At 54.4% G+C, this 19,553-nt stretch carries 22 protein-coding genes; 10 read left to right on the top strand and 12 right to left on the bottom strand.

Annotated features, from left to right (window positions below):
- Window positions 1–3 precede the first annotated feature (3 nt).
- Entirely contained in the window at window positions 4–1,932 is a 1,929-nt protein-coding gene (gene shc, locus RHH81_RS08970; protein ID WP_302678109.1) for a squalene--hopene cyclase, read from the bottom strand.
- 87 nt (window positions 1,933–2,019) lie between these two features.
- Here shc and RHH81_RS08965 point away from each other — a divergent pair, with 87 nt between their 5' ends.
- From RHH81_RS08965 to cobT, 4 genes are all read left to right on the top strand, one after another.
- Entirely contained in the window at window positions 2,020–2,733 is a 714-nt protein-coding gene (locus tag RHH81_RS08965) for a phycocyanobilin:ferredoxin oxidoreductase (RefSeq protein ID WP_310742935.1), read from the top strand.
- Between the two features lie 85 nt (window positions 2,734–2,818).
- A complete protein-coding gene (locus RHH81_RS08960) occupies window positions 2,819–3,112 on the top strand; it encodes a nucleotidyltransferase family protein (RefSeq protein WP_310742934.1) in 294 nt (97 codons plus the stop codon).
- A 44-nt stretch (window positions 3,113–3,156) separates the two neighbouring features.
- Window positions 3,157–3,927, top strand: coding sequence for a peptidoglycan editing factor PgeF (gene pgeF / locus RHH81_RS08955; RefSeq protein ID WP_310438179.1), 771 nt, complete (start codon window positions 3,157–3,159; stop codon window positions 3,925–3,927).
- The gene (gene cobT / locus RHH81_RS08950) at window positions 3,924–5,012 is read left to right on the top strand and encodes a nicotinate mononucleotide-dependent phosphoribosyltransferase CobT (RefSeq protein WP_310742933.1); all 1,089 of its coding nucleotides are present in this window, start codon (window positions 3,924–3,926) and stop codon (window positions 5,010–5,012) included. Before pgeF ends, cobT begins: the two co-directional genes overlap by 4 nt.
- 40 nt (window positions 5,013–5,052) lie before the next feature.
- Here the strand turns inward: cobT and RHH81_RS08945 are convergent, their stop codons facing one another.
- The 9 genes from RHH81_RS08945 to RHH81_RS08905 form a co-directional block, all read right to left on the bottom strand.
- Window positions 5,053–5,589 (bottom strand): hypothetical protein, encoded by a 537-nt coding sequence (locus tag RHH81_RS08945; protein ID WP_310742932.1) that lies wholly within the window; start codon window positions 5,587–5,589, stop codon window positions 5,053–5,055.
- Complete coding sequence (locus tag RHH81_RS08940; protein ID WP_225901545.1) at window positions 5,586–6,554, bottom strand: metal-binding protein; 969 nt, start codon at window positions 6,552–6,554, stop codon at window positions 5,586–5,588. The genes RHH81_RS08945 and RHH81_RS08940 overlap by 4 nt, the downstream gene beginning before the upstream one ends.
- Window positions 6,555–6,597: 43 nt before the next feature.
- Window positions 6,598–8,385, bottom strand: a complete 1,788-nt coding sequence (locus RHH81_RS08935; RefSeq protein ID WP_225901544.1) for a serine/threonine-protein kinase — start codon at window positions 8,383–8,385, stop codon at window positions 6,598–6,600.
- A gap of 94 nt (window positions 8,386–8,479) precedes the next feature.
- Window positions 8,480–9,280, bottom strand: coding sequence for a tetratricopeptide repeat protein (locus tag RHH81_RS08930; protein ID WP_206199882.1), 801 nt, complete (start codon window positions 9,278–9,280; stop codon window positions 8,480–8,482).
- Between the two features lie 38 nt (window positions 9,281–9,318).
- A complete protein-coding gene (locus RHH81_RS08925) occupies window positions 9,319–9,801 on the bottom strand; it encodes a 2Fe-2S iron-sulfur cluster-binding protein (protein WP_206199881.1) in 483 nt (160 codons plus the stop codon).
- A 50-nt stretch (window positions 9,802–9,851) separates the two neighbouring features.
- Window positions 9,852–10,523, bottom strand: a complete 672-nt coding sequence (locus RHH81_RS08920) for a V4R domain-containing protein (protein WP_286626872.1) — start codon at window positions 10,521–10,523, stop codon at window positions 9,852–9,854.
- A 56-nt stretch (window positions 10,524–10,579) separates the two neighbouring features.
- On the bottom strand, window positions 10,580–11,065 hold the full coding sequence (locus RHH81_RS08915) for a phycobilisome protein (protein WP_310742931.1): 486 nt from the start codon (window positions 11,063–11,065) through the stop codon (window positions 10,580–10,582).
- Window positions 11,066–11,074: 9 nt separating this feature from the next.
- Window positions 11,075–11,650, bottom strand: a complete 576-nt coding sequence (locus tag RHH81_RS08910) for a hypothetical protein (protein ID WP_310742930.1) — start codon at window positions 11,648–11,650, stop codon at window positions 11,075–11,077.
- Window positions 11,631–12,368 carry a V4R domain-containing protein gene (locus tag RHH81_RS08905; RefSeq protein WP_310742929.1) on the bottom strand — a complete coding sequence of 246 codons (738 nt, stop codon included), beginning with the start codon at window positions 12,366–12,368 and terminating at the stop codon, window positions 11,631–11,633. The genes RHH81_RS08910 and RHH81_RS08905 overlap by 20 nt, the downstream gene beginning before the upstream one ends.
- Before the next feature lie 332 nt (window positions 12,369–12,700).
- Here RHH81_RS08905 and RHH81_RS08900 point away from each other — a divergent pair, with 332 nt between their 5' ends.
- Both RHH81_RS08900 and larC read left to right on the top strand, forming a co-directional pair.
- The gene (locus tag RHH81_RS08900; protein WP_149818723.1) at window positions 12,701–13,081 is read left to right on the top strand and encodes an MGMT family protein; all 381 of its coding nucleotides are present in this window, start codon (window positions 12,701–12,703) and stop codon (window positions 13,079–13,081) included.
- 72 nt (window positions 13,082–13,153) lie between these two features.
- Window positions 13,154–14,353 carry a nickel pincer cofactor biosynthesis protein LarC gene (larC, locus tag RHH81_RS08895; protein ID WP_310742928.1) on the top strand — a complete coding sequence of 400 codons (1,200 nt, stop codon included), beginning with the start codon at window positions 13,154–13,156 and terminating at the stop codon, window positions 14,351–14,353.
- On the opposite strand, the gene RHH81_RS08890 is transcribed toward larC, so the two are convergent.
- Complete coding sequence (locus tag RHH81_RS08890) at window positions 14,345–14,563, bottom strand: Hfq-related RNA-binding protein (protein WP_206199875.1); 219 nt, start codon at window positions 14,561–14,563, stop codon at window positions 14,345–14,347. The two genes, larC and RHH81_RS08890, sit on opposite strands and share 9 nt — an antisense overlap.
- 29 nt (window positions 14,564–14,592) lie before the next feature.
- On the opposite strand from RHH81_RS08890, the gene dapF reads away from it, so the two are divergent.
- The 4 genes from dapF to RHH81_RS08870 are packed head-to-tail and all read left to right on the top strand — an operon-like array spanning window position 14,593 to window position 18,197.
- Entirely contained in the window at window positions 14,593–15,453 is an 861-nt protein-coding gene (dapF, locus tag RHH81_RS08885) for a diaminopimelate epimerase (protein ID WP_206199874.1), read from the top strand.
- Window positions 15,454–15,460: 7 nt separating this feature from the next.
- Window positions 15,461–16,363 carry a VWA domain-containing protein gene (locus tag RHH81_RS08880; RefSeq protein ID WP_310742927.1) on the top strand — a complete coding sequence of 301 codons (903 nt, stop codon included), beginning with the start codon at window positions 15,461–15,463 and terminating at the stop codon, window positions 16,361–16,363.
- A gap of 9 nt (window positions 16,364–16,372) precedes the next feature.
- Window positions 16,373–17,092, top strand: coding sequence for a peptidase (locus tag RHH81_RS08875; RefSeq protein WP_206199872.1), 720 nt, complete (start codon window positions 16,373–16,375; stop codon window positions 17,090–17,092).
- Window positions 17,085–18,197, top strand: coding sequence for a DUF819 family protein (locus tag RHH81_RS08870; protein WP_310453701.1), 1,113 nt, complete (start codon window positions 17,085–17,087; stop codon window positions 18,195–18,197). Before RHH81_RS08875 ends, RHH81_RS08870 begins: the two co-directional genes overlap by 8 nt.
- Here the strand turns inward: RHH81_RS08870 and RHH81_RS08865 are convergent.
- Window positions 18,189–19,508 (bottom strand): class I SAM-dependent methyltransferase, encoded by a 1,320-nt coding sequence (locus RHH81_RS08865; protein WP_310742926.1) that lies wholly within the window; start codon window positions 19,506–19,508, stop codon window positions 18,189–18,191. The two genes, RHH81_RS08870 and RHH81_RS08865, sit on opposite strands and share 9 nt — an antisense overlap.
- Between the last annotated feature and the right edge of the window lie 45 nt (window positions 19,509–19,553).

Below are 19,553 nucleotides of genomic sequence, written 5' to 3'. Positions count from 1 at the left end.
CACCTAACTAGCCAACAGATTGCGCCAGCGAGCATAGCGCCCCAAGGCCGTCAGCGGAAAGTGCTGCTGGTAGTAGTGGTACTTCAAGTAAAAGTGGCAGGGAAAGCCCGTGCCAGTGAAGTAATCCTCGTGCCATGTGCCATCGGCGCGCTGGGTCTGCAGCAGGTAGGCAATCCCCTTTTCAATGGCTGCTGTGGCGTAGTCTCCTGTGGCATCGCCAGCGGCCAAAAGGCCAATAATGGCCCAAGCAGTTTGGGAAGCGGTGCTATCGCCTTTGCCCTTGAGAGAAGGGTCGTTGTAGCTCCAGCAGGTTTCACCCCAACCACCATCGGCATTTTGACACTGCACCAACCACTCAGCGGCACGGCGAATGCGCCAGCGATCGTAGCGAGGAGCAACAAGGGAGAGGGCTGCCAACACCCCACTCGTGCCATAGAGGTAGTTCACCCCCCAGCGGCCAAACCAACAGCCTGCCGGTTCCTGCTCATGGCGCAAGTAAGCAAGGGCGCGATCGAGGGCACCACTGTCAAAGGCCAACTGACACCGCCCCACCATCTCCAGCACCCGTGCCGTGACATCAGCAGTATTCGGGTCAATCATTGCCTTGAGATCGCCGTAGGGAATGGCATTGAGCCAATCTTGGTCATTGTCCACATCAAAGGCTGCCCAGCCCCCCGGCCGACACTGCATTGAGGCAATCCAAGCGACTGCCCGCTCAATGGCTCGCCGTTTGAGGTTTTCATCAGGCAAGGTCACAGCATGAAGCGCCATCACCACCACCGCTGTATCATCCACATCGGGGTAGAAGCGATTCTCAAATTCAAAGGCCCATCCCCCCGGCTGACCTTTTTTGTTTTTTACGTGCCAGTCCCCATAGTCAAGGATTTGCTTGGACAGCAACCATTCGCCAGCTTTGACCAGGGCGGGATGATCGGGGGCGACGCCTGAATCCACCATGGCGCGCATGACCAAGGCAGTATCCCAAACTGGGGAGACACAGGGCTGGACGCGATACTCGGTGTCGGTTTCAATCGCAAAGCGATCCACTGCTGCCATCCCCCGCTGCACCATGGGGTCATCCACAGCATAGTCAAGGGCACGCAATGCCAATAGGGAGTTGAGCATCGCCGGAATAATGCCGCCCCAGTCGCCACTAGCTTCTTGACGCTCGAGCACCCATTCTTCGGCGGCCTTTAGCCCCTGTTCTCTGAGGGGATTAATGTTCAGGGTTTCAAAGAGCTTAAAAACGTGATCGAGACCAATAAAGACATCACTCCAGTCGCCTTGGCGGGGCAGTTCCCAGATCACATTTGCCCGCCCTTCGGCATAGAGTTCATCGAGGGTAATGGGCGGATCCATGGCATAAACGGGCTTGCGATCCATGACAATCAACAGCGGCACGGTGCTGCTGCGTGCCCAACTAGACATCTCATAGATAGTGAAGGGGCTACCCTCCGGCAGGAGCATGATCCAAGGGGGGAGGGAGGGAATCCCACGCCAGTCGTAGCAGCCAATGAGGGCAAGGTGCAGTTTGGTAAAGATGCGAGTTTTGCTAATGCCACCGCGAGCAAGGATAAATTGCCGTGCCTTCACCAAGGCAGGATCATCGGCGGCCACGCCCAAGAGCCGCAGTCCCATGTAAGCCTCAACACTGGTGCTGAGATCGCCGCCATCGCCATAAAATAGCTCCCAACCGCCGTGATCCCGCTGATGGTTGCGCAAATACTGTTCCGCTTTGGCCAAGGGTAGCCGCTGTTCAGTGCCCCAGATTTTGTGGAGCAGGATCACCTCTGCGGTCATGGTCACATTGGACTCTAATTCTGCCCACCAGTAGCCCTCGGCATATTGCTGTGAAAAGAGAAAGTCTTGGCTGGCGCGAATCGCCTGTTGGAGTTGCTTTGGGTCAATGGCAGCGGCAATTTGAGTTTGCATGATTCCTCGGCTGTTAGACTCTTGGTTAGTTTAGCGGGGGCGATCGCTCCCTCGCAAGCGGCACAGACTTGGGTTAGGATCAAGGCTATGTCTCTCCGTCAACACCAGCATCCCCTAATTCAGCGGCTCGCCGATCGCATTGAGCAGATTTGGCAGAGCACTTTGCCCTTAGCCCCCTATACCCTGCCTGAGGATCTCGGTTATGTCGAGGGCAAACTGGAAGGGGAGCGGCTAACGATTGAGAACCACTGCTACCAAGCGCCGCCCTTTCGCAAACTTCACCTTGAACTGGCACGGGTGGGGGAGAGTCTGGATATTTTACACTGTGTCATGTTTCCAGAGCCGCGCTACGATCTGCCAATGTTTGGCTGTGACCTCGTGGGTGGCCGAGGGCAAATTAGTGCCGCAATTGTGGATCTCTCGCCGGTGACGGGTGAGTTGCCCGCTGCCTATACATCGGCTTTAAGTGCTTTGCCAAAACTCACCTTTAGTCAACCCCGTGAGTTGCCCCCTTGGGGACATATCTTCTCGTCCTTTTGCATTTTTATTCGGCCACAGGGAGACACTGAGGAACAGCAATTTCTCGATCGCATTGGTGAGTACCTCACGCTCCACTGTCAACTTAGCCAGCAAGCTGTGCCCACGGATCAGCCCGAAGCCGTGATTGCCGGCCAACGGCAGTACTGCCACCAGCAACAGCAGAACGATAAAACCCGCCGGGTTCTGGAAAAAGCCTTTGGTGCTGCTTGGGCAGAACGCTACATGACCACCGTTCTCTTTGACTTGCCCCCTGCTGCCTAGAACCCCTTAAGGACTCTCTCCCCGATGAACCGCATCAGCCAGTGGATCGGTCAGATTCAGATTAAAGGAATAAGGAAACATTGGAATGTTGAGTCGTCAATTAGGGATCAATACCTTAGAAAACCGTCGAGAATCCCTTAAAAAATTTGCAGTAAAGACCCTGCAGCTGTTTGGTTCAGTGGCACGGGATGAAGCTCACGCTGAAAGTGATGTTGATTTGTTAGTAGAGTTTGAAAGGCCTGTTGGATTATTTACCTTCATTGAGCTAAAAGAATATTTGGAGGAAATCTTAAGCTGTTCTGTTGATTTGGGCACACCCCAATCTTTACGTTCAACGCTTAGGGAGGAGGTATTAAAGGAGGCGATTCGTGCCTTCTAGGGAGCTACGAGAACGCCATAGTTTAGCTGTCATTGGATCTGACAATGTGGCGCTGGCAAACCACTGACCTCGGGCGCTTTCTCACCTGCGATCTTTTGCAGGGGTTTCAGCATGGCTTCTTTACTCGCGATTGGCAAGGACAAGACCTCAGCACCCTCACCGCAGCCCTAGGCACGACAGCAACACCGCTACGGACACAACAGGTGCATGGCGATCGCGTGGCTTTGGCAGCAGAAGTTTTAGCCCGTGATGAACGATTGGCAGCGGATGCCCTTGTGGCCACAGGGTCTGATCAAGCCCTCTGGGTGTGTAGTGCCGATTGTGTGCCGCTACTCATTGCCGATGTGGGCAGTGGACGGGTTGCGGCGATTCATGCGGGGTGGCGGGGGACAGCGATCCAAATCTCTAGGGCCACGCTCCAGCAGATGCAAGCATTCGGCAGTGATCTTGCCAATTTACGGATTGCCATGGGGCCTGCGATTCGCGGTGAGGTCTATCAAGTGGGGCTGAATGTGGCCCGTGCCTTGGCGCAGACCATTCTTGAGGGGGTGACGGAAACCACTGACCGCGATGATCTTTACCAGCGTCTCGCTGCCTTAGACCCAGAGATGATCTTTCTTGATCCAGACCCTGAGCGACTTCGGGTGGATGTGGCACGGGTGAATCGCTTGCAATTGCTGCAATTGGGGCTAAGGGACGAGCAAATTGCCCTGTCTCCCCACTGTACGTTTCGCGATGCTGAATGCTTTTTCTCCTATCGCCGTGAACACCTCAAGCAGGTGCAGTGGTCGGGAATTATTAGTCGATTAGTATGATTGGCGTTGCCACGGGAGAATCCATTGCCCGCGCTTGGGGCGATCGCCACTGCCAGCACCCCGACTTTCCTGCCCTAGTCTGTGTTCTTGGCTTTACGGAAACGGCATTGATTCCCGGAATCTCGGCAGCGGGTCAAACCCCCAGCGATCGCCGAACCACAGCCCTAGCGGATGGCGAGTTCCTGCTGCGAGGCATTCAACCCTACTACCGCTATCCGCTGCCACCCCTGACGGCGGGTGCGTCCCCTGCTCTAATTAGTCGTGCCCTCATTGAGGCTTTGGCGTTGCCCCTCTACGTCTTTGATGCGGGTTTACCTTTGCCGCGTCTGCCCGAGATGATTGACTTGGGGGGCGCTCCGGCGCGCTGCCTAACCACGGCTGAAGCGATGACAGCCCAAACCGTAGTGCAGCTCTGGGAACAGGGATGGTCTTGGGGAGCCAAGCTCAGCAGCCAATATCCGTGGCTGATCATTGCTGAATGTGTCGTGGGCGGCACAACCACTGCCCTTGCCCTCTGTGAAAGTTTGGGCATCCCCGCTCGCGATTGTGTAGGCAGTAGTCATCGCCAGAGTAACCATGCCCAAAAGTGGTCACTCGTGCAACAGGGGCTTGCCCATCTCCCTGCTAATGCGGATCCTTTCACTTGTGTAGCAGCGATTGGCGATCCAATGCAGGTGGTGGTGGCGGCTATGGCCCTGCGGGCAAGTCAAACCTGTGGTGTGTTGCTGGCGGGGGGGTCACAAATGATGGCGGTCTATGCCTTTGCGCGAGCGATCGCCCAGTGGCGTCAGCTTCCTTGGTGTCCCGCACAAATCGTGGTGGGCACAACCCGCTGGCTGATTGAAGATCAAACGGCTCAGATTCACCGCTTGGCAGAGCGTGTTCAGTGTCCACTCATTTACACGCAACTTGATTTCAGCGCATCCCGTCATCCTGCCCTGCGTGCCTATGAACAGGGGTTTGTCAAGGAAGGGGTTGGTGCGGGGGGGTGTGCCATTGCTGCCCATCTGCTGGCGGGCTGGAGCAATTCAGACATGGTGCATATTATTGACAGGTTGGGCGATCGCTGGTCTAAAGGGATGTGATCTTCTTTGAGAGCGACTTTCATTGGGGAAAAGGGGGAAGTTACTGGGGATTCAGCCACTCGATACTGCCCGGAAGCTGTCTTAGAATATCGGTTTCGACTAAGATGAGGCGATCGCTCCGCCCTAAGCGACGGTACACAGGATATTTGCCTTGATGTTTTTTTAGGGCCTCTGTAGGTTGGGTCACTTGAACGGCGAGATCGACATTCTTTTGCACAAACGCTATCAGTGCTGTGCGCTGCACCAAAATAAATGAGTTCAACGTTTGAAAGGCAATATAGTCTGAGTGACCGCCAAACAACCAGCCTTGATCACGTACCCCCTGCAATTCTATCCAAGTGTATTGATCTTGGGGCTGCGGGTCTTGGCGTTGAATTTTCTTGACTGCCTTGATGTCCACTTTCAGGGACGCATACCCCTTAATCAACAAACAATCCCAGTGCTCATGAATATCAGCAGCTTCGCTCGCGTGGTGAACTTGGAATCCCTGCTTGCGGGCAAGCTCTAAGAAGGCGTCCTCTGCTTTGAGACCACGTTTGAGATTTTCGCCCTGACCGTCATACTGGTTGGGTTTCATGGCTCACTTTCGGTTCCCTCATCTCCTCTCAGCGGTTCACCCATCGCCAACTGACAGGCCGCAAGACTGGCACTGCTGTACATCTGCTCTAGGGTGGCCATTAACTGCGCCACTTCACTGGGAACCTCATGGGGAAAGGGGGGTAACACGGATAGCACGGCATGGGGTTGACCACTGGGGACAAGCACCACTAACTCTGGGGGTAGGGGCTGGCGATATTGGCAAAAGGGAGCATCGGTTTTCGGTGGCTCATAGAGGGGTGGGGGGGTGGGCACCATAGAGGGGGTAGTCGCCGTTGCCCGATAGTGGCGCAGGCGTTGGAGAATCTCCTCTTTGGTTTTGCCCCGCAACTGAAAGAGTAAAAAGGGGTCTTCGTTGAAGTATTGCCCCAGCAAGTAATAAACCGCGCCAATATGTTTGCAGGGATTGACGGGGTCAGGGCAATTGCAGCGGCTATGGATGTCGAACTTAGTAAAGGGAAATAAACTCAGTCCAGCTTGGGTAAAGACTTCTTCAATACTGGGGGGCAGTTCTCCCGCTAGGAGCTTCGCGGCATAGAAGGCTTTTTGTGCCATGCCGTCAATGGCATATTGCCACTGCTCTTCACTAAAGGCATCCAAATGCAGTTTGACGTGATAGGGTTCGGGAGCCGTGCCTTGAACTTGGGCATGGACTTGGTTGCCCTTGAATTCCAAGGTGAGCACCCGTCCTTCACGGACATAATTGCGTGCCCGCTCTAGGCGTCGGCGCCAGCCAAAGGACTCTAGCACACCAATCCAGCGTTCACTCCACCAATGTTGACGCCCTTGAGCACTGTCGCGATCGCCCGCTGCTACCTCAACGACGGGTTCAGGGGCTACCGTTGTCGCTGTAACATCAAGGGTGGTGGGAGATGACTGCTGCTTTTGCTTTTGTTTCAGACTGGCCGCTTTGCGGGTAATTTTGAGAATCTGGGGCTGTTTCATGGGGCATATCCCACGGCTATTCTTTCTATCATAGGCGGCTGGCCTAGAGGATGAGGTCAATTTCCCAGGCCGTAATATCCCACGTTTGCAAAATATACTTGCCCTGATGCTGCCGAACCAGCCAAAGGTGGCGATCGCCCGTAAAGCCGAGGCCACAAATCTCCTGCTCACTTTCAGCCGTGCCGACAATTTCGCCGCTGTGGGTCACTAAGTTCAAACGATGGCGACCCGCCACCACATAGCCCCAGGGCGTAGCACAGAGAAATTGGGGACGAAACCGCAGCCCCAAGCGTTGAATCCGCCAAGGCCGCAAATGGAGGAGCATCAATAGAGGTTGCTGCGGATGATCTTCAAACGCTGCTAGTTGCCACGGCTGGTGATGGGCCGGGGTAAACAATGTCAGGTGGGCAGGCAGTTGGGTGTATAGCCGCCAGTGTCCGCGGCGGTCAAAGAGTTGAAAATGGGTGGTGGCATGCTCCGTCTCGGAATGTTGGGAACGACTGATGACCAAGCCATAACGACGATTGAGGAGGAGTGTATCCACAAAAGCTCGTCCCTGCCATCCACAGCGGAGAGTGCGCTGTCCTTGACCATTGAGCAGTTGGACATGAAGTGTTAATTCTCCTGCATCATCAATCTGCGTTTCTGCACACCAATAACCAGTGGCGTCAATGGCTAATTGGTTCAGAGTGGAGCGAAGATGACACTCTAGGGGAATGAGCCCGTCATGGATACAGAAAAGCTGCGGTGGCTGCCCTTGGATGCCCAGCCAAGCCCTCAATTCACCGCCATAGAGTTGAATCGGCAACGGTGGCAGCGGCCATTGGCCAATCACTTCAGGGTGAGATTCCTTGGCTTGCCAGGCCCACAGGCGATCGCCCACCACCCCATAGAACCTTGTGGCCGTACTAGCAACCTGTTGGGGCGGTATCGCTAAAGAATAGCCTTGGGGTTCCCCCAGCCAAACCGCCGCCGGTGACCTAGAGAACAACAACAGCTGCTCATGACGCTCTGCCTCGATCACCTCTAGGGCTAATTGCACCGCCATCGTCATTTCCGCTGCACTTTTATAGCGGCGCTGCGGTAATTTATCCAACGCTTTAGTAATAGTGCTCCGCACCAGAAAGGGCAAGCCTTCAGGAAGGGTATAGGGACGGCTAAGGTGGGCAGTCATGAGTTCAGCAGGTGTGCCGTGGAAGGGGCGATCGCCAACGATCATCTCGTACATGAGAATCCCCACTGCATAGAGATCCGAAGCGGGCATCGTCTGACCATAGAAACGCTCCGGCGCCATATAGGCAGGAGATCCCGTTTGACCGCTGCCCTTGACATCCTCAATGAGGCGTGCGACACCAAAATCGGACACCTTTGCCTGCCAGCCCGTAGCAGTCACCTCCAGCAGGATATTTTCCGGTTTGAGATCGCAGTGGAGAATGCCGCGATGATGGGCATAGGTCAAAGCTGCCAGCACATCCAGCGTAAGGCGCAAAGCGGTGGTCAGGGGTAAGGCCTGTTCTTGCTCTAGGAGCGATCGCAAGGTCCCCCCGGCACAATAATCCATTACCAAACTGCGGCTTACTTGGGAGCTATGGTGCACGCGAATATAGTCAATCGCCTGACAACCCACCACATGGGGATGCTGAAGCGTCAGGAGAAAATTCAACTCCCGCAAAAAGCCACGGGTCAGCAATTGCCGCTCGCTGAGCACCTTAATTGCCACCAGTTCACCCGACTCGCGATTGACCGCCAGATAAACTTGTCCGTACTGGCCTTGACCGGCTAGATCCACCAGCCGGTAACGGGAGGTTTGGGCAGCACGAGCCGTGGCCAACAAGGAGCCTCAACCATCAACGAAAAACATTTCTCAGAATGATTCGCAATTTTGCCCCTGTCAATGCAGGGTCAGCAGCAAAATGAATTGTCCCCTAGGAGAAGAGGATTTCTAAGGGTACCTCTTTATTGTCCTGTTCAATACTCCCCACTTCATGGATACGCTTGGCCAGATCCCGTGCCCGCTGATAACTGCTAATGTCCCCTTGTTCAAAGAAGAGCTTCGCCGCTGTGCGCAAATCCTCTACTGCTCCCTTGCGATCGCCCAAAGTTGAGCGCGCTACACCGCGATTGTGATAGGCCTTGGCATAGCTATCGTTAATTCGAATCGCTTCTGTGTAATCGAGAATTGCTGCTTCGGCATCCCCTAGACGCTGATGGGTCAGACCGCGATTGTAGTAGGCCTTGGCATGGCTGGGATCCACTTGGATCACTTGGGTATTTTTCTCGATTTCCCGCAAGCAATCCAGCACTTCCTCAATTTGTTTTTGCTCGGTGTCAAGAATGCGGGTGTAGTCGTGGAGATCCCGTGCCCCTTGGTTGAGTTGCATGACCTGTTTCTGCACATCCTCAAGGCGATCGCATACCTGACTCAGGGCCAAGGTAAGGCCGCCGACCTCTGACTGCTGCTGCCCTTGGGACGCCACCAATTCAGCAATTTTGGCCTCCTGTTGCTGCACAAAGGCTTGGAACTGGGCATCCAATTTTTTACGGCTCACTAAGTTTAAGCCCACCGCCAATGAGAGGGGCAAAGGAGCGATCGCTGTCAAAATGGCCTGTTGGGTCGCAGCCGCCGCCACCGACAACACAACCGTTAGCCCTGTTGCGCCCCATTCTAGGGGTGCTAGCCCCCTGCCCGATGGCGTGTCATGGGAATTCAAACTACGGTCTTCCATAAATGGTGCCTCCCTGAGGATGAAAATGAAGTGGTTGGTTAGGCATCCGACGTATTGGCGAGATATTGCCCCACCTGCACTTGGGTATCTTTCAGCTGGGTAATCATCGTGCGGGTAATGAGCTTGCCCGCTTCCACCAAGACGCGGCCATCGAGGGGGTGCAAAATATCCTGCTCAGCCCGCCGCCCAATCAAAGACTCAATATCTTCAACCGCGCTGACATACATCCCTGAGGGTAGCTCCACCACTACCCCCGGCCCCAGTACCCGTGCCTGACAGGCCAAGCGAGAGGTGGCATTTGCCGTTGTAATCACTTCAAGGGTGCGTTGCTCACGCTTACTGATCGGGGAGAGGCTCTCCATCCCCTCTTTGATATAGACATGGCAGGTGGCACACATCCCGCGCCCGCCACACTCCTTGAGCACGTGGAGTTCAGAGTCCAATAGAGCAGACAGCAAATTGTCATTGGTATTAATCGTGGTTTCCCGCGAGATGGGTTCAAGTTTGACAACTTTGGCCACTGCTCTTTTCTCCTTTTAATGACGCATCGAGAGTTACTTTAGGATCATACTCAAGCGGCTTGAGTGCGACATAGCCGCTCCATAATCGTGTCATGATCCTGTCCCTCTTGCAGCCAAGCCTTAGCCGGTTCGACCCGCTCCCGCAAGCCCAAGACAAAGAGGTTATTGGTTGCCCCTAGGGTTTCACAGGCAGTTTGCACACAGTGGAGATCGCGACCGGTCAATTGGCTAAAGAAGGACTCTAAAATCCCCGCCTCGGCAGCGCATTGGGGCTGACCCGTATTTTTGGGAGCCGCCGCCGCAAAGGGGGAGTCCCACGTTTTCACCACCAAAAAGCCCTGCTGGTAGAAGCTCACATCGAGATCAATCGTGCCCCAACCGTGGGTCTTCCAGCATTCCTTGAGACACTGGAGAAACTCCACCATTTCCATTTCCGCAAGGGGACGGCGATAGTACTCGCTGACCTCCTCGACAAAGCGGCGATAAAAGTTCTTGCCCCACCAGCGACCACAGTTAAAGAGAACCACCCCACTGGCCTGTCCCACTTCCTGATCGAGGCCGGCATAGATGGCTTGGAGCAAAATATCCGGTAGGGCAATGAGACGGGCACCTTTGCGGTTTTCAATCAGACCTGTTTCAAAATCCCCCTGTACATAGGCATCGGCAGCGTAGTAGTTGCCGGGGATGATGGGGTCTTTGACCAAATCAGCAACAGAGATCATAGGACATCCTCATTCGTAGGCATAACAAGCACTTTCAGCAGACTTCCAACCCTAATCTAGGCGTGGACAGAGACCACCGCTGGCAGACCCACAAGGGTCGCTTGGGCGTGATCCAACAGCGGCAAAATCAAGTCCTGTTCAGCCTCGGTGAGCATTTCCTTGAGGCGGGCACTAAGAAGCTCGTGGCAACTGCTCCATAGGGTTTGGGTTTGGTGGGCGTTGACCACTTCCGTGAGCCACTCGAGGAGCCGATGCTGCAAAAACTCGGGGTTATTCAGGAGCATGGCCATGGCGGCATAGCGCAGTAGGGCGATCGCTTGACGCAACACTTGCTCAAGGGTTTGGGGATTTTCGGTGGGGTATTTCTTTTGCAGAGTGTCGGCCACAGGCTGGAAGATTTCAATTTCATGATCCCGCAGAAATTCATAGGTACTCAACCGCTGTTGCAGAGACTCGATGTGGTGGCGGAAGACTTTGATGTCCACATTGCTGAGGTAGTTTTCTTCGGCTTTGTAGTAGAGATTCATTAACTCCGTGTGCATAGGGATCTCCTAAAACAGGTTTGATAAGTCTGAGAGGGTGACTTCGGGTTCCACGGGGGCAGGGGGCGGGGGTTCCACTTTCCTCACTTGGGCAATCACGGGTTGGCCTGCCCAAGGAATACTGGCACAGAAGTCTTTGACCGACAGGCGCCAGAGGCACAGACTTGGCTCGAGGGAGATGGCTTGATCCGGACGGCCTTCCCAGTTGAGTTGGCGGAAGAAGGTTTCTACCGACCATGCAGCCCAAGGGAGGGTAGGGGCAGCAACGGGGGGAGCCGCCATTTCCTCCTCTAGGGGGGGTGAGATCGCAGGCAAGATGACCCCAATCCCTTCCCAGTTGATGTGACCAAAGAAGTCCTTGACGCGGTAGCTGGGCCATTCTGTGGGACTCGTGGGAGCGATCGCCCCTTTGACCTCAAGCCCCAGCCAATTGACCCGCTGCCAAAATTCTCCTACTTTCAGGGATTGCCAGTTGAGAACCAAGGTTTCTGCGACCGGCTGCTGGCGCACCAAGCCCAGCCAGTTCAGTTCCTCAAAGAATTCAGCAACGGCTTGCTGTTGCCAATTACCGTTTCGGTTTTTCATAGACCAGTTCTCCACTGCGGAGCCGTTTTTCAATATCTTTGGCGGAGGCTCCTTCGTTTTGCCAGAAGGCAGCGGCATCAATGCGATCCTGCTTGCCGAGCAGGAACTTGCAGTAGGTTTCTCCCATAGCGTAGCACTGGATTTCAATACAACTGAGTTCTTTTTGAATCAGGCCGCTAAAGAAACCGGCAAAGAGGCCTGCGTAAAGGTGGCACACGGGTCGGCCAACATCCCCCAAGGTACGCGCCACAACCGAATCAAAGATGTTGATAAACATGAAGCCGTGTTTTTGCTCACTGAGATCCACTTCCCAGTTGCCCCAGCCTTGGGTTGTGCAGGGCCACCACCAAGCTTCGAGGACATAGGGAAGCCGCATTTGCTTGATCCCCTGCTCATAGCCATATTCCGTGGGAAACCACTCTTGGAAGAAGCGGGCATCGCGGCGTCCCCATTCTTCACCAATTTTGTACATGACGACGCTGGAGGCAGGGCCAACTTCCTCTTCAAGGCCTTCAATGAGGCCAATGATGAAGTCTTCGGTGACGAGGAGGTTGCGGGCATTGTTCCAATCGGTGTAGGTACCGCGATCGCTATCGAATTCAAAGAAGTCCCAAAAGGCATAGTGATGGTGGCGTTTCGGGTATTTTTTGCGCAGGAGATGGTTAACACCATAGCGATCGCCAGTGGCGGCTTGGGGTCGGGAACTGGTCATGGTCATAGGGTGACTCCATCAAATAGCGTCAAGAATATCGACAAAGAGAATTGGGAACTCAAGTCAAAAAAGCATAGAAGCCATCATTCAGCAAAAAGCAATTCGATGAGAAACACATCATGGTTCAACACAAAACAACGAATTCCACCCTCCCCTGCCTCAGCATTGCTGCTGCTTAAATCATGACCGATCTATCTTTTCGGGGGCAGGTGTTCTTAATTGAATTTAGTAATCCTGTTACCACCCTTAATGTTTAATCTAGGGGGTTCATTTTGATGCTTTCCTCCGTAGGAATACGGATTTAGAGGAGTTGAATGTGCCTTAAAATGTGAAATCTTATGAAGACAGACACGCAGGCACTGACGTTTCAACAAAAAATTTATTGGTTAGTGAAGCAAATCCCCGTAGGACGTGTGGCCACCTATGGCCAAATTGCCGCCCTGTGTGGTTGGCCGCGTCATGCACGCTATGTGGGCTATGCCCTTTATCAAGTGGCACCGAATTCTGACATTCCATGGCATCGGGTGGTTAATGCCCAAGGCAAAATCTCCTACGCGCCCCAACGCCAAGGGACGGATGAGTTACAGCGCTGGCGCCTAGAGGCAGAGGGGATTATTTTTGAGGCGGGCGATCGCATTAACTTGAGGCGCTACCAGTGGCAACCGTCGGTTATAGTTGATGAGCTGTTGATCGCCACAGAAACCTCAGCGGTAGGGTAAGTCTCCTTGCAGTTTCGCTCACTATAAACCCGGTATCATAGTCCTTAGTGCCGCTGCACCTGTGAGTTTGCTATGACGGTTGCCTATTTTGACTGCCCTGCTGGGGTGGCAGGGGATATGTGTCTGGGTGCCCTCCTTGATCTGGGGGTTCCCCTCGACTATCTGCAAAGCCAACTGGCCAAGCTCGGGATTGCCGATGCGTTTGAGTTGACCACAGAAACGGTGCAGCGCAAGGGACAGCGGGGATTAAAAGCACAGGTGCATCTGCGCGATCGCCACTCCCATCACCATCGCCATTGGCCAGACATTGCAGAGCAAATCCGTGCCGCCCACCTCAGCGATCGCGCCCGTGACTGGAGCCTCAAGGTTTTTGAAGCCTTGGCCATTGCTGAGGGCGCCGTGCATGGCATTGAGCCAGAAAAAGTACATTTCCATGAAGTGGGAGCGGTAGATGCCCTCGTGGATATTGTCGGCACCTGCTTGGGGTTGGATTACCTCGATGTTAGTCACATTTACTGCTCGGCGCTACCCACTGGGGGCGGAACGGTCAAAGCGGCCCATGGTCAACTACCAGTCCCTGTTCCTGCGGTCTTACAACTGTGCCAAACCTACCAAGTGCCCCTCTATAGCAATGGCATTGCAAAAGAACTGGTCACGCCTACGGGAGCTGCCTTGGTTTGTGCCCTGAGTGAGGGCTTTGGGGCACCGCCAGCGATGACATTGAAACGGGTGGGCTTAGGCGCTGGGAGTCAAGAGTTGCCCCTACCGAATCTCTTGCGTCTCTGGTTGGGAACCCTGTCGAACTCAGCAGAAACAACTACGGCAAAAACCATTGTCGAACTGCAAACCCAACTGGATGACATGACACCCCAAGCCCTCAGCTATACTCTTGAACAACTTTATGCTGCTGGTGCGATTGAGGTCTTTTACCAACCCATTACGATGAAAAAGTCACGCTTGGGGGTGTTGCTCACGGTGTTGTGTCCCCCCAGTGCAGAGGCCGCCTGTGTCCAGACCCTCTTTCGCGAAACAACGACGCTGGGGCTGCGGCGGCAGGTACAGGAGCGCTATATCCTTGAACGCCAAATCAAAACCATCACAACATCATTTGGTGAAGTACGGGTGAAAGTAGCCGAACACCAAGGACAGCGGCTCAATGTCCAGCCCGAATACGAAGACTGTGCCGCCCTTGCCCGTCAGCATCAGCAACCTTGGCAGGTGGTCTATCAAGAGGCCTTGGCTGTGGCGCTGCCACTGTGGCTCCTAGGCTAGCTTGGGTTTAATAAAGACAATGGCCTGTTTCCAAATAATGGTGGGTTGATCGTAGTGATCGACAACGCACAGGCAATTGGCGTCCTGCCAGCGCACCTTACCAACCACGAGATCACTGGTGCTGAGCTTGACTTCAACCTCGGTGCTATCTTTAATGAAGGTCTGCAACTGGTGAATGCTGGGCAGTGCCGTATTGAATTCGTCGGTCATGGATTTCCCTCTCATACCTTTTCAATTTTATGAGCCTATCTTTTCAGAAGTATCAAGGGTTAGGAAACGACTTCCTCCTCATTGACAACCGCCATCAGGAAGAGCTGCTCTTAACCCCAGAACAAGCGCAACACTGGTGCGATCGCCACTTTGGCGTGGGCGCCGATGGCGTCATTTTTTTGCTGACAGGCACGGGGGATACCGACTACCGCATGCGGATGTACAATGCCGATGGCTCAGTGGCCGAAATGTGCGGTAATGGCATTCGCTGTTTGGCCAAGTTTATTTTTGCCCTTGAGGGTCGCTCCGCCGGCGAAATCGTGCGCTACCGCATTGACACCCTTGCCGGTCTCATTGTGCCAGAGGTACAAGCGGATGGTCAGGTAACGGTGGATATGGGCAAACCCCAACTCTTGGCGCAGCAGATTCCCACCACCTTGGCAGCCGCAGATCAAAAGGTGATTGATGTGCCCCTAATGGTGGGCGATCGCCCGTGGTTGGTGACGTGTGTGAGTATGGGAAATCCCCACTGTGTCACGTTTGTCGAGGATGTCGCTGCGGTTGATCTGGCAACCCTTGGCCCACAGTTTGAACATCACCCCGTTTTTCCCCAGCGTACCAATACTGAGTTTGTCCAAGTCCTAGGGAGCGATCGCCTGCGGATGCGCGTCTGGGAACGGGGAGCGGGCATGACCCTTGCCTGTGGAACGGGAGCCTGTGCCACTCTCGTCGCTGCCGTCTTGACCCATCGCCTGAGTCCTGTGGGCGATCAAGCCCAAGCCACGGTTGAACTGCCGGGGGGAGATCTCCATATTCGCTGGGATTTGCCTAGCCAACATTTGTATATGACCGGGCCTGCCCTCGCAGTCTTTAGCGGTACCTTGCCTTAGGTGAGTTATGACCCGTCGGCGACAACTGTGGTATTACCCTCTTTTTCAGATTCCCCTCATTCTTTTCATAGGCTGTGTCCTGCTGGCACTGCTCTTCTCACTGTTGAATTGGGGACGTCCTAGTGTCGCCGTTGTCCTCTCCCTTGATCTCAGCGGCAGTACGTTTGGCAATAATCCGTTGCAATTTAATCAACCCCAAACTGTAATAGCGCAGCAGGTGCTCGCTGCCAAGCTCTACTTGCAACGCAACCAACGGGAACTCACCAACCCCAACGAAGTCATGATCCACGGCTTTGGCCGCAATGTGGTGTTTCTGACGCCGCGGTTTGAGACCAATAGTGATCTGCTCCTCACCCAATTGGATCAAGCCCTTAATCGCAGTGACTTGCTTGCCCAAGTGGATCCCAGTGCCACCAATCTTTCGGGGGCGATCGCCATGGCCACCCAACAACTGCAACAGATCTCGAATCGCTGCCGCCAACTGCTCCTCATTACCGATGGGGAAGCCCCAGTAGATGCAGGCGTGGTGGCCAATGCCCGCCAACAACGAGTCAAAATCAACGCCATTGTTGTCGGTGATCATGCTCCGCAACTGGCCGCCGCTACCCAAGTCACAGGTGGGCAATACCGCTCTGCCCCCGTCGCCATTCTCGAAGAACTGGTGGGTCAAACCTTTTTTGAGGGCTTCAATAGCAACGCCCGCTGGCCAATCTTTTGGGGCGGAATGGCCGTCATTTGTTTTATGTGGCTCTTGGTCTTGCCCTTGGATCGCTGGGTGTTGCAGGGATGGTTGCATTTGCCGATGAATCTGGCGGGTCAAATTGCCTTGCTCAATGCCTTTTTCTGGACGGTGGCAATTCCCCTTATTCTCTGGCGATTTCCGGGCTGGCCCTTTGTACAGACCTGTTGAGGAGCAAGGATGAAGCGTCGCTGGTGGTTCTTGGTGTGCATGGTTGCCCTAGGATTGATGCTGGGCGGTACCCAAGGGAATTGGGAGTCCTTGGCAGGCACCGCAAACCTGACGCGCCAGAATATCCAACTGCCAGCAGCAGTGCATTATCCGTTGCCCCCCTCCCTCGCTGAGATTCCTAGGAAAGGTGAGGACTATTTTGATGAAGTCCAAGCGGTGGAAGTGGGCTATCTACTGTGGACAGAGTTCCCGGTCACCGTTGCAATTGAACCGCCGCCGTGGGATCCGAACCATGTGTGGCAAGCAGCGGCAGAACAGGCCGTAAAGGAGTGGTCCGCCTATTTGCCCTTAAAAATTGTGGATGCCAGCCTAGCGGCGAATATTCGCTTGCTCTCGCAGCGACCCACGGATCAAAATAACCGCCGCGCCCGCTTTGCTGAAACCAGCTACGAACTCTTTGTGGATAGCCAAGGGGTGCTGCGCCATCGCTGCCGTGTCGTGGTGCGTCCGACTCAAGCTGCCAAGTTTGTCCTTGCAGCGCTGCGCCACGAACTGGGTCATGCCCTCGGCATTTGGGGACATAGCCCCCTACCCACTGATGCCCTCTATTTTGCCCAAGTGGCGGATCCGCCCCCCATTTCACAGCGGGATGTGAATACCCTGCGGCGGGTCTATGAGCAGCCGACACGGTTGGGACAGCGGCTAGCGGAGTTGACCCCCCATGGATGACTTGATCCTTTGGGGCATCCTATCGACGCTGACGGCGCTGGGGCTATGGCTAGAGCAGCGTTTTCCCTGGGCAGCACGCTTGGGGTCTGCGCTGATTGTTTTGATTCTGGCTGCCATTTGTGCAAATTTGGGTCTTATTCCCCAACAATCGCCGGTCTATGACACGATCTACGGCACCATCACCTCCTTGGCGATCGTCTGGCTACTACTGCTGGTGAATTTACAGGATGTGCGGCGCTTGGGGCGATCGGCGCTGTTGGCCTTTGGCCTGGCCAGTTGTGGAACCTTGGTGGGCGCTCTCCTTGCAGGTGTGCTGTTCCATCGTTGGTTTTTGGGGGATACCCCCCGCTTGGCGGGCAGTTTGGCGGCTAGTTATATTGGCGGCAGCATTAACTTTGTGGGGGTTGGGCGTGCCCTCAACCTTTCGGATTTGCTCTTTAGTGCGGCCACGACGGCGGATAACCTGCTCACGGCAGTTTGGCTGGCGATAACCCTTACTCTACCCTCGCTATTAGCCCGTTTTTATCCTTCACGGGATGCAGAGGCAACTGTTAGAGTGATGCCGCTACCGACGACCTCAGCGATCGCTCCTGTGGATTTGGCCATTCTCCTCAGCTTGGCCATAGCTATCTTGGTCTTGTCAACGGCACTGCATCAGTTTTGGCCGCTGATTCCCACCATTGTCTGGCTCACCACCCTCAGCTTGGCGCTGGCGCAATTCAAATGGATGCGCTACCTGCGGGGCACGGGCGCTTTGGGAATGTTTGGCCTGAATCTTTTTTTTACGGTGATTGGTGCCGGTACCCATGTGCCCTCGCTCATTCCGGTGGGACTGGAAATGATTCTCTTTACCACCATGATTGTGTTTACCCACGGTCTTGTCACCTTCGGCCTTGGGGCACTCCTGAAGTTGGATGTGGAACTGCTTGCCCTTGCCTCCCAGGCAGCTGTTGGCGGACCAACCACAGCCGTTGCCCAAGCCACGGGTCGGCATCAACCCCAGTTAATGGGGGTCGGGATTACCTTGGGACTGCTTGGCTATGCGATCGCCAGCTATTTGGGACTGGCGCTTGCCCAAGTTCTTGGCTGGATGGGTTTAGGGTAAACTAACCAGAACAAATAAACTCAATTCCAAGCGGGTCAAAAGGGCTTGCAGTTGTTGCCGTGCCACCCTTGGTTCAATGGGTTCTAGGGTGAGGGGGTCGAGGGGAGCCAAGCGTTGATAGCGATCGCACAACTCTGGAAAGGCCAAGGGCTGATCAAACAAGGGCAGCAGTGTTGCCAATCCCAGCGGATCCACATAGACCGACGTGGGACTAGAAAAGGACATAAATGTGCCCAAGTCTACAATCATGCGGTCATTGAGATACCCTAGCCATTTTTCCTTGATTGCCTCAGTGCGCAGTTGCGGATGCAGATAAATCGTACTTTGATCCCACTGCTCCTCAGACCATTCCCCTAAGTCGGGTACCGCGGCACGGGGTTGCGGACTACACCAAAAATCCAAGAGGCGATGCACGGGATGCAAAAGTTCATACATCTCCAATTGCACTGCCTGGGGCACATCGGGCAAGCTCAGCGCTAAAAAGGTGGGCAGGTTCTCTGGGTCTTTGAAGAGATCCACCAGATTCCAGTGGCGCCAGTTAACCATGGAAATGAATTCCAGACCCGCTGCTTCTAGGTATTGAAAGAGTTGGGGAATCGTGCTGCCCTTATCGCCCACCAGTAAATGATTCGCCAAGAGGGTCTCATTACTCTCCTCCTTCTCATAGTGCGGGTTCCAAGCGCGAACCTTCAGATCGACACCATCCTTGAGTTCTTTCATGATCTCGCGGACAATGTCCATTTCCATTTCTTCGGGGTTGTCGTCCATCAAGCCCATCAGCTTAAAGAGGTTTTGGGCACGAAAGTAGGGGAAGCGTTGCAGCGCACTGTGGAGATTGGCGCGCAAGATACCATCGGGCTTAAGGACACTTTTGAGGGCATTGAGGCCTGCGACGGGGTCAGGCAGCAGATACAACACCTCATCGCAATTGATGTAGTCAAACTGCTCGCCCCAACTGGGCAAATCCAAAATGGAGCGCGCCTCAAAGTAAACGTTGTCAAAGTGATGGAACTTGAGTCGCTCTGCCGCTAACTTCACAGACTCAGGGGATAGATCAATACCGACAATTTCCGCGCCGGGGTTGGCGATCGCCAGCACTAAGGACTTATAGCCAGTGCCACACCCGGCATCGAGAATCCGCTTGCCCTTGGTCTCTGGCACCCAATGATCCCGCACATAAAAGGCGGTCACCAAATCGTGGACAAAGAGAACATTCGGCTCATCCTTGGGAGTTTTGTCAATGGCAACACGGGGATAGGGGCCATAGTCAAACTGGCGGCGAATTTTCTCTAGATCATCCGTAGCAGCCATCTATTTCTCCCAAGTGGTTCATTTCTCTGTCAAATTAATCCTACA

The sequence above is a fragment of the Thermosynechococcus sp. PKX95 genome (assembly GCF_031583295.1).
Lineage (GTDB): Bacteria > Cyanobacteriota > Cyanobacteriia > Thermosynechococcales > Thermosynechococcaceae > Thermosynechococcus.
Note: the sequence above shows the minus strand (reverse complement) of the source record. Positions and strands in the feature narration are given on the sequence as shown.